The sequence below is a fragment of the Streptomyces sp. SID5785 genome, assembly GCF_009870065.1.
Classification (GTDB): Bacteria; Actinomycetota; Actinomycetes; order Streptomycetales; family Streptomycetaceae; genus Streptomyces.
Genome location: NZ_WWIA01000416.1, coordinates 1 through 2376, shown reverse-complemented (window position 1 = coordinate 2376; position 2376 = coordinate 1). Strand labels below are relative to the sequence as shown.

The 2376-nt window shown below is 75.9% G+C and carries 4 protein-coding genes; 3 read left to right on the top strand and 1 reads right to left on the bottom strand.

What is annotated here, in order from left to right; genetic code table 11:
* Positions 1-897 (top strand): pyrroline-5-carboxylate reductase dimerization domain-containing protein (locus tag GTW43_RS13790; RefSeq protein ID WP_237536584.1); only part of this gene is annotated, 897 nt, incomplete at its 5' end.
* A 19-nt stretch (positions 898-916) separates the two neighbouring features.
* Positions 917-1153 (top strand): hypothetical protein, encoded by a 237-nt coding sequence (locus GTW43_RS13785; protein ID WP_161301982.1) that lies wholly within the window; start codon positions 917-919, stop codon positions 1151-1153.
* A 58-nt stretch (positions 1154-1211) separates the two neighbouring features.
* On the opposite strand, the gene GTW43_RS13780 is transcribed toward GTW43_RS13785, so the two are convergent.
* On the bottom strand, positions 1212-1904 hold the full coding sequence (locus tag GTW43_RS13780) for a TetR/AcrR family transcriptional regulator C-terminal domain-containing protein (RefSeq protein WP_161301981.1): 693 nt from the start codon (positions 1902-1904) through the stop codon (positions 1212-1214).
* Positions 1905-1993: 89 nt separating this feature from the next.
* On the opposite strand from GTW43_RS13780, the gene GTW43_RS13775 reads away from it, so the two are divergent.
* Positions 1994-2376, top strand: a 383-nt coding sequence (locus GTW43_RS13775) for an FAD-dependent monooxygenase (protein WP_161301979.1), incomplete at its 3' end; no start/stop codon positions are given.

Sequence of the window (2376 nt, the reverse complement as noted above, 5' to 3'; positions counted from 1 at the left end):
GGGGCCGCACCGGCCCGCCGGGACCACCCCGTGCCGAGGGGAGAAGAGGAGCGTCCGATGGAGCGCACCGTGATCGTGGGCGGCGGGCACATGGGCGCGGTGATCGCGCGGCGTCTTGCGCACGAGCGTCCCGGGACGCCGGTCACGGTCGTCGAGGCGGCGTCCGGCCGGGCCGCGGACCTGGCCGGGGACCGGGCCCTGACCGTGGTGGCCGCGTACGCCCCCGAGCCCGGCGACCTGCTGGTCCTCGCGGTGCCGCCGACCGCGCTCGACCGTTTCGCGGCGGAGCTGCCGGCCGGCGCCCTCCACGACGTGACGGTGGTGTCGGTCATGGCCGGGGTCCGGCTGGAGACGCTGGAGGCCCGGCTGGGCACGGCCCGGGTCCTGCGGGCGATGCCGAACCTCGCGGCGCAGGTCGGCCGGAGCATGACGCTGCTGTGCGCGGGCCCCGGCGTGGGCGCCGGTGACGTGGCGGCGGTCCAGACGGAGCTCTCGGCGATCGGCGCCGTGCAGCTGGTCCTCGACGAGTCGGACCTCGACGCCGGCACAGCGCTGGCCGGGAGCGGTCCGGCGTTCGTCGCGTACGTCGCGCGGGCCTTCACCCGGTTCGCCGCGCAGGAGGGCTTCAACGACGCGGCGGGGCTGCGGCTGACCTGCCAGGTCCTGCGGGGCACGGCCGATCTCCTGGAGGCCTCGGGCACGGACCCCGAGCGGCTCTACCGGCAGGCCGCCACCCCCGGGGGCACCACGGCGGAGGGCATCACCTGTCTGGAGGAACACGACCTCCAGGCCGTGGTCGTCGAGGCACTGGAGCGCGCCGCCGCACGCTCCCGGCGGCTCGCGGCCCGTCCTGCCGGGGGCCCGGGCGACGGCCGGTCACCGGGGCGGCGCCCATGACGAGAAGACGAGCGGAACCGTGCTGAACGACGCCGCACAGCAGGCGCAGCAGGCGATGGACCGCGGCGCCCACATCCTCGTGTACAAGTTCATCGACCCGATCGACGACAGCTTCGTCACGGCGCCGATGCTCGGGATCGCCCCGCAGATCGAGGCGGTCGAGGCGCTCGGCTGGCAGCTCGACCGGTTCAGCGCCGTGGAGGGCGAGGCGGGCGGCGGTCAGCACATCGCGGTGATCTGCCTCTTCCGGCGCTGACACCGTTCGCGCGCGTGCGGTGACGACGGCTGGTGCGGCTGCGGCCGCGCGGCGGTGCTCAGGCGGGCGGCGCGGCGAGTCTCGCGGCCACGCCGTCGAGGACCCATTCCAGGCCGGTCGCGAAGGTGGTCTCCGGGTCCAGGTCCGCGCCGTCGTACACGGCCCGCGCGAGCGCGGGGAAACGGCCGGTCGACAGCATGCGCTCCATGTACGGTCCCGACGCGCGCTGCCAGGCGTGCTCGGACAGGCCCGTGTCGCGCTCGGCGCGCAGGCGGGCGACCTCACGCCGGACGGCGCCGGTGGTGTAGGCGCTCACCGTCTCCACCGCGCGCAGCACGGTGTCGATGCCGGCGACGCCGTCGAGGGAGGAGAGCGCGGCCTCGGCGACGGCCAGGCCGTTGGGTCCGAAGGACGGGCGTCCGCCGAGGAGATCGGCGAGCCACTCGTGCCGGAGTGCGGCGTCCCGGGTGCGGTGGGCGTGGCCGCGCAGCGCATCGCGCCAGTCGGCGGGCTGCCGCTCGGGGAGCATCTCGGCCTGGACCTCGTCGACCATCAGGTCGAACAGTTCGTCCTTCGTGCCGATGTGGCCGTACAGCCGCATCGGTCCCACCTCGAGCCGGGCCGCGACCTTGCGCAGCGAGACGGCCGCGAGCCCGCCCTCGTCGGCCAGCGCGACGGCGGCGGCCACGATGCGTGCGCGGTCCAGCGGTGCGGGGCGGCTCGGCGGCTCGGGACGGTCCCAGACAGTCATGATCACACCGTACCGGCGCGCCCCCTCCGACCGGCCGCCGTGCGCGCACGATTGCGATACGACGCACTCCGTCGATACAGTGTATCGATATGAGACAACGTATCGCCGTGGTCGGCGCCGGCCCCGCCGGACTCGCCTTCGCCCGCGTCCTGCTCCGCCACGGCCACCCGGTCACCGTGCTCGAACGGGACGCCTCCCGCGACGCCCGGCCGCCGGGCGGCACCCTCGACCTCCAGACCGAGCTGGGCCAACGCGCCCTGGAGAAGGCCGGGTTGCTCGCCGGGTTCCACGCCCTGTCCCGGCCCGAGGGGCAGGCCATGCGCATCCTCGCCCCCGACGGGGCGGTCCTGCGCGACTGGCGCCCGCGCCCCGGCGAGCGGCCCCACCCCGAGATCGACCGCGGGCACCTCCGGGACCTGCTGCTCGGCCCGCTCGACGTGCGGTGGGGGCACGGCGTGACGCGGGTGGAGCC